At 72.9% G+C, this 5,612-nt stretch carries 7 protein-coding genes; 3 read left to right on the plus strand and 4 right to left on the minus strand.

Going from position 1 to position 5,612, the window contains the following annotated elements:
• Positions 1-126 precede the first annotated feature (126 nt).
• Positions 127-459 (plus strand): hypothetical protein, encoded by a 333-nt coding sequence (locus AOK24_RS37250; protein WP_055724369.1) that lies wholly within the window; start codon positions 127-129, stop codon positions 457-459.
• Between the two features lie 3 nt (positions 460-462).
• Here AOK24_RS37250 and AOK24_RS37255 read toward each other — a convergent pair whose 3' ends face one another.
• The 3 genes from AOK24_RS37255 to AOK24_RS37265 form a co-directional block, all read right to left on the minus strand.
• On the minus strand, positions 463-1,089 hold the full coding sequence (locus AOK24_RS37255) for a DUF305 domain-containing protein (RefSeq protein ID WP_055724372.1): 627 nt from the start codon (positions 1,087-1,089) through the stop codon (positions 463-465).
• An 81-nt stretch (positions 1,090-1,170) separates the two neighbouring features.
• A complete protein-coding gene (locus tag AOK24_RS37260; RefSeq protein ID WP_240554302.1) occupies positions 1,171-1,605 on the minus strand; it encodes a DUF6153 family protein in 435 nt (144 codons plus the stop codon).
• A 51-nt stretch (positions 1,606-1,656) separates the two neighbouring features.
• The gene (locus AOK24_RS37265) at positions 1,657-2,274 is read right to left on the minus strand and encodes a DedA family protein (RefSeq protein WP_055724374.1); all 618 of its coding nucleotides are present in this window, start codon (positions 2,272-2,274) and stop codon (positions 1,657-1,659) included.
• A 218-nt stretch (positions 2,275-2,492) separates the two neighbouring features.
• On the opposite strand from AOK24_RS37265, the gene AOK24_RS37270 reads away from it, so the two are divergent.
• Entirely contained in the window at positions 2,493-3,041 is a 549-nt protein-coding gene (locus AOK24_RS37270; protein WP_055724370.1) for a superoxide dismutase family protein, read from the plus strand.
• A gap of 130 nt (positions 3,042-3,171) precedes the next feature.
• On the opposite strand, the gene AOK24_RS37275 is transcribed toward AOK24_RS37270, so the two are convergent.
• Positions 3,172-5,016, minus strand: coding sequence for an FAD/NAD(P)-binding protein (locus AOK24_RS37275; protein WP_240554303.1), 1,845 nt, complete (start codon positions 5,014-5,016; stop codon positions 3,172-3,174).
• 287 nt (positions 5,017-5,303) lie between these two features.
• Here AOK24_RS37275 and AOK24_RS45130 point away from each other — a divergent pair.
• The coding region (locus AOK24_RS45130; protein ID WP_063799583.1) for a helix-turn-helix domain-containing protein at positions 5,304-5,612 on the plus strand (309 nt) is incomplete at its 3' end.

Below are 5,612 nucleotides of genomic sequence, written 5' to 3' on the forward strand. Positions count from 1 at the left end.
GTCGTAGCCCCTGCGGGGGACGGGTAGGGGGTGGCCTGGAAATCGTACATGCGTACGACTACCTCGTTCGCGTGAACCCCGTGAGGAACTCGCTTCGCAAAATCGAACAGGCGTACCATTGCCGTTGTGGCTACGACCTACGACTTTCCGAGCGACCTGCGCGCCGGTCAGGAGGAGCTGCATCAGGTCCGGGCCGAGCTGTCGGCCCTGCTGAAGCGGCTGCCCTGGTCGGTCGCGCCCCTGGACGGGTTCAGTGACACGGAGGGGTGGCGGCCCGTGGAGCGGCCGGCGTCCCCGGGGTGGACCGAGGACGAGCAGGCGGAGGTGGAGAAGCTGCGCCGCCGGGAGCATGAGCTGGCGGTGTTCGTGACGGGGCACCGGTTCTGGGCGGAGGTGGAGGCGGGGGAGCGGGTGGAGGCCCGTATGCGGTTGAAGCACGAGCCTCCGCCCGAACCCTGAGGGTCACTTCCTGCCGAGGAAGCCCTTCATCTCCGCGATCTCGGCGTTCTGCGCCGTGATGATCGCGCCGGCCAGGGCGAGCGCGGGCGCGTACTGCCCCTTCGCCTTCTCGGTCCCGGCCATCTCGACCGCGCCCTCGTGGTGTTCGATCATCATCCGCGTGAACTCGGTGTCGAACTCGGCGCCGGACGCCTTCTCCAGCGCCGCCATGTCGGCGCCGGACATCATCCCGGCCATCCCGGAGTGGTCCATGCCGCCCTGCTCGGGGACGTCCTCGCCCCACGCCGTGAGCCACCCGCTCATGGTCCTGATCTCCGGGTCCTGAGCCCCCTTGATCCGCTCGGCGAGCGCCTTGACCTGCGGTGACGAGGCCCGGTCGGCAGCCAGCGCGGCCATCTCGACGGCCTGCCGGTGATGCGGGACCATCCCCTGTGCGAAGGAGACGTCCTGCGCGTTGTGCGCGCCCTCGGAGGCGCCGGCTGACCCGGAGGGCGCCGAGGCCGACGCGGACGACGTCGCCCCGCCTGCCCGCTGCCCCTCACTGTCCCCGCCGCACCCGGCGAGAAGAAGCGCGGCGGTCGCGACGACGGCGACCCGGACAGGCCGAATACGGCGAACGGTGCTGTGCATGTGTGTGAACTCCTGCGTACGGAAGGTCTGCTGGACGCGGCGGCACCCCACACCGGCGTACGGCATGGCGTGCGGGCGCCTCTAGATCCGCAGGAGTTGAAGCTCGGCGAGCGAGGGCGGCGCCCGAGCCGCCTCGGCATCACCCCGGACGACGGAGCGAACGGCCTCACCGGGTACGGCGACGGCGACCGGATCGGCGACGGGCCCCGCCAGTACGGGCGCCCCCATCACCTTCGCCGCGGCACACGTCGCATCGGCATGCCGGGCATGCCCACCGCAGTGCCCGTCCTCGGCACACCCACCGGCGCTCACATCGACATGCGCACCGGCCCCGGACATCACCGGAGCCGCGACGGAAACCGCCGTCCCACCCGTACGCTCATGCCCCACCGCGTGCAGCCCGCCGGGCGCCAGCCCATGCATGGCGAGCAGCCCCACGAGCACCCCGAGCACACACGCCAACGCCGGCCACCCCCGCAGGGGCGACCGCACGGCACACGGCTCGACTCGGGTCACGGGGTCATCCTAGGGGGCTGCTGTGCGCCCTCGTGCTCAAGTCGGCCCGGTTCAGGTCGTCTTCGGTGGGCGCATCAGGTACGCCGCCCCCGACCCCGCCGCGAACAGCGCCACCACCGACACGCCCGTGGACAGCCAGCTCGCGCCCAGCCAGTGGGCGCCGTAGTAGCCGAGGGCCACGCTGTAGCCGGCCCAGGCGACGCCTGCGAGGACCGACCAGGGGAGGAAGTCGCGGACGCGGCGGTGGGCGGCGCCGGAGAGGAGGGAGACGGCGGAGCGGCCGGCGGGGGCGAAGCGGGCGAGGATCATGAGGGGGCCGCCGCCGCGGGCCAGGGCCTCGCCGAGACGTTCCTGCGCCGTGGTGAGGCGGCGGGAGCGGGCGATGGCGCGGTCGAGGCGGGCGCCGCCGCGCCAGGCGAGGCGGTAGGCGACGAGGTCGCCGAGGACGGACGCGGTCGTCGCGGAGAGCATCAGGAAGAGGATGTCGGGCACGTGCTCGGGTACTTGTCCGGCGACCGCGGCGCCGGAGCCCGCGGCAGCCGCGGTCGCGGCCGTGATGACGAGGACGCCGCTCGGCAGCACCGGCAGGAAGACGTCGAACAGCACGGACAGGGCGACCACCGCATAGATCCATGGACCGCCGGTCAGCGACCCCAGACTCTCCAACACCACGACTCCCGTGACTCCCCCGATGACAGCCATACAGCGTACGCCCAAGGAGTGACAGAAGATCCAAGGGGGGTACGTACGACGCGCGCGGAATGTTCACTCGAACGGCACGTTTCGAGCGGCGCTCAAGTCCCGGGTCCCTTAACAACGGAACAAGGGGGTAGCGATCGCGCCGGACCGAGACAAACGACCGAAACTTCGGAAAATGGTGAACATCCATGTTGGCAGCCATCTGCGCGGGCGCCGTCGCCGCGGCCCTCACGGCAGCGCCCGGTACGGCAGCGCCCGGTACGGCCCGTGATGTAGTCCTGCGGGCCGACGCCCGGTTCGCCCCGCCGACCGCCTTCATCCCGTCGGACGCCGTCACGTACGACCAGGACCTCGTCCCCGCGGGCGCGTCGATCGAGGTCGTCCAGCGGACCACGTACGGCGGCGCCACCGTCGTGACCCTCCGGGTGAGCGGTCTCCCCTCCGGTCGCGCGTTCGGCGCGCATGTGCACCAGAAGGCGTGCGGGGCCGATCCGGCGGCGTCCGGCGGGCACTACCAGCACGTGCCGGGGACGGGCCCGGAGTACGTCAACGAGGACAACGAGGTGTGGCTGGACTTCACGACCGGCAAGGAGGGCTCCGGCGTGGGGGTCGCCACACACACCTGGACCTTCCGGCAGGGCGAGGCGGCGTCCGTGGTGATCCACGACGAGCCCGGGACGAAGGGGGCGCGCGTCGGCTGCTTCACGGTCCCGTTCGGCTGGACCGACGCGAGCTGAGCACGAGGGGGTGCGCTTACCGCCTACCCCCTCCGCCTACCGTCCACCGTCTACCTCGAGCTACCGCCCACCGCCTACCCCGAGAGAGGCACACCCCCGTACCACCCCGGTACGCCAGACCCGTACCCCCTCAGACCCGTACCACCTCAGAGCCACCCACCGCCGACTGCTCCCGCCCCTGCCCCGCCACCCGCAGCACCGCCCGCGCCACCGCGTCCGCGTCGGACAGTGTCACCGAGTCCACTCCGGGACGGGCCCCCGCGGCGGTCACCCAGTGCACCCCCTCGGTGGGCACCCCGAACGCGAACCGCCGAGGATGGGCGACCCCCTCCCGGTCGACCAGGTGGTACGGCCGGGCGGAGACGTCGATCCCCCCGGTGGTGTACCCGTCCACGACGTGCGCCCGGCACTGCCCGGTCTCCCGCAGGTGCGCCAGCAGCGCGTCGGCGGTCTGGCCGAGGTCGGGCTCCGGGAGCCGCGCCTCGATCAGCGTCGTCACCCGCACCGCCGACCCGGGCACGTCGGGGGAGCGGGCGAGCCAGGCCCCGTCCTCCCGCGTCACTTCGAGGCGGGGCCCGAGCACCTCGACGACCCCCGCCTCCAGCAGCGCGGTCAGCTCCTCGATGCGGCGCCGGGGCGGCCCGATGGACAGGAACGCGTTCAACGGCGTGTACCAGCGGTCGAGATGGTCGCGCCGCGAGTCCCCGCGCAGCCCGCGATGGTCGACGACGAGTCGCAACTCGTTGCGCAGGTCCCGCAGGACGTCGAGGGCGGCCTTCAGCGGACCGTCGACGTTCCCCCGCAGCGCCTCGGCCGCGTCCGCGCGCAGGTAGCCGAGCAGCCACTGACGCCACTCCCCGCGATGCGCGAACTCCCGCTGGGCGTAAGGACGGGAGACCCGCTCCCAGTCCCACCGCGCGTCCGCGTCCACCCCGAACTCCGCGAGCAGCGCCACCTCTTGGGGATCGCCGTACGGCAGGGACAGGTAGCGCGGCGCGAAGTCGGGGTGCCGTACGAGCGCCGTGTAGTAGACGGTCTCGACCTCCTTGGCGACCAACGGCCATATGTCGCGCAGGAAGTCGGGCGCCTCCCCGGAGTCCGCGCGCTTGCGGAACGCCGAGACGGCCTCCGGGGTGAGGACCTCGGGCAGGTGCCGCCCGTAGGGCCCCTTCGCGTTGTCGCCGCGCGCCTGGTACGGCAGCCCGCGCCGCGACCCGGCGTACACGCGCGGCTCCCGCCCGGACGGCACGTACCGCAGGACGCCGTCCTCACGGACGTACGTACCGCCCCGGCCGGTCGTCAACAGGGCCATGTGGTCGAAGAAGTTGAGCCCGAGCCCGCGCAACAGCACCGGCTCGCCGGGGGAGATGACGGTGAGGTCGACGTCGGCGGGGTTGGCGGGGGGTATGTGCCGCAGGGCGTGCCGGTCGGCGTGCTCGGTGTCGCGCAGGACGGCCGCAGAGGGCCGTACCGGAAGATGCCCTTGCGCGAGGACGACCGCCGAAAGCCCGGTCAGCGTACGGCCGTTGTCGAGGGCGAGGTGCTGCCGGCCGTCCGCCGCGTCGTCGAGGCGGACCGCGCGCGCCCGGTGGGTCTCGACGCGGACCGAGGGCGGCGCGTGGCGCAGCGTGCGCGCGAACACCCACTCCAGGTACCGGCCGTACAGCGCCCGCGTCGGATAGTCGTCGGGGCCGATCGCGCCGTCCGCCCACTCGTGCAGGCTCGGCCCGGCCAGGATCGGGCCCGAGCAGTTCACGCTCTCGTCCGTGAACAGGGTCACCTGGGAGGCGACGGTGTTCATCAGCAGGTCCTCGGACTGCGCGGTGCGCCACACGCGCCCGGGACCGGGCGGCGCCGGGTCGACGACGTGCACGGTCAGCCGTACGCCCGGGGCGAGCAGCTCCGGCGCCGAGGCGCACAGGCGTTCGAGGACGCTGGTGCCGCGCGGGCCGGCGCTCGCCCGTTGCTGCGGCACAGAGAACACAGTGGACAAAGGTGGACTCCCAGGCGTGTGGGGGCGCAGTGGGCAAAGACGCCCCCGGAAGGGGACGGACACCCGTTCGGGGAACGGACGGCCGCCTCATCATTGCCCCCGCCCGTCACGGAAGCCAACGCGGACCCCTGCGGTCACAGTTCCCCCACATGCCGGCGCGGACGAAACCTTTGCCGAACTCCCGCTGATCCCACGCTGATCGGGGCGCGATCGCGGCTTGCCAGAGTGGCGGCAAGACGACCGGACCCGAGGGGAAGAGGCACGTACCCATGGCAGCTCCCGAGTTCCCGGCGGCCGTCAGGCCCGTCCCCGCGCAGGCGCACCGGCTCCGCGCGCCCGCGGTCCTCGACCTCGACGACCGGCAGCGCAAGCTTATCTCCCTGCTGTACGCCGGGCACACCGACACGAGCGCCGCCCACCGGCTCGGGGTCAGCCCCCGGACGGTCACCAACATCCTGCGCGCGCTCATGGACCGGCTCGGCGTCGACAACCGCTTCCAGCTGGGGATGGTGCTCGGCTCCCGGCTGCGCGTCCCGGACCGCGCCGGCGCCCCCCAGCCCCCGTCCGCCGACCGGACC

Source organism: Streptomyces niveiscabiei (assembly GCF_001419795.1).
Classification (GTDB): domain Bacteria; phylum Actinomycetota; class Actinomycetes; order Streptomycetales; family Streptomycetaceae; genus Streptomyces; species Streptomyces niveiscabiei.